The organism is Burkholderia sp. E168m23, from assembly GCF_016586125.1.
Classification (GTDB): Bacteria; Pseudomonadota; Gammaproteobacteria; order Burkholderiales; family Burkholderiaceae; genus Burkholderia; species Burkholderia orbicola.
This window is the reverse complement of sequence record NZ_BCPP01001648.1, coordinates 1-660: the sequence shown is the minus strand read 5'-3', so window position 1 is coordinate 660 and position 660 is coordinate 1. Positions and strand designations below refer to the sequence as shown.

At 65.0% G+C, this 660-nt stretch carries 2 protein-coding genes; both read left to right on the top strand.

All coding sequences use genetic code 11. The features are described 5' to 3' along the window. Positions 1-202, top strand: a 202-nt coding sequence (locus JMF90_RS39440; protein ID WP_201326587.1) for a TOBE domain-containing protein, incomplete at its 5' end; no start/stop codon positions are given. Between the two features lie 77 nt (positions 203-279). Next, the coding region (locus JMF90_RS39435; protein WP_374104351.1) for an extracellular solute-binding protein at positions 280-660 on the top strand (381 nt) is incomplete at its 3' end.

Sequence of the window (660 nt, the reverse complement as noted above, 5' to 3'; positions counted from 1 at the left end):
CGGCGCCGCCGCCAATTGCGTGAGCGGCGAGGCGCGCAGCCTCATCTATTTCGGCGATCACGTGCGCATGCGCTGCGCACTGCCGGGCCAGGACGAATGTTTCGTGAAGGTGCCGCTCGGCACCGGCGCGCTCGACGCGTTCTCGCCCGGCGCCCCGGTCTCGCTTGCGTTCTCGCCCGAACACCTGCGCGTGTTCGCGTGAGCATGGTTTACCCCGGTTTTTCGCAGCACGTCGTCAACAACAAAGCCCACTTCCACCACGAGAGGAGAGGAACCATCATGAAACGAGCAAGCTTTACCGCGCGCCGCACGGCGCTCGCGCTGGCCCTGGTCGCATTCGGCGCATCGGCCACCGCTGCCGAGCTCACGGTCGTCAACTTCGGCGGCGCGAACGGCGACGCACAGAAGGTCGCGTTCAACCAGCCGTTCGAGAAGGCGACCGGCAACAAGGTCACGGCCGTCGAATACAACGGCGAGCAGGCGAAGGTGAAGGCGATGGTCGAGGCGAAGCACGTCAACTGGGACGTGGTGGAAGTCGAATCGGGCGACCTGAACCGCGGCTGCGACGAAGGGCTGTACGAGAAGCTCGACTGGTCGAAGATCGCGAAGAAATCCGACCTGATTCCGGAATCGCCGCAGGTGTGCGGCGTCGGCTTCTTC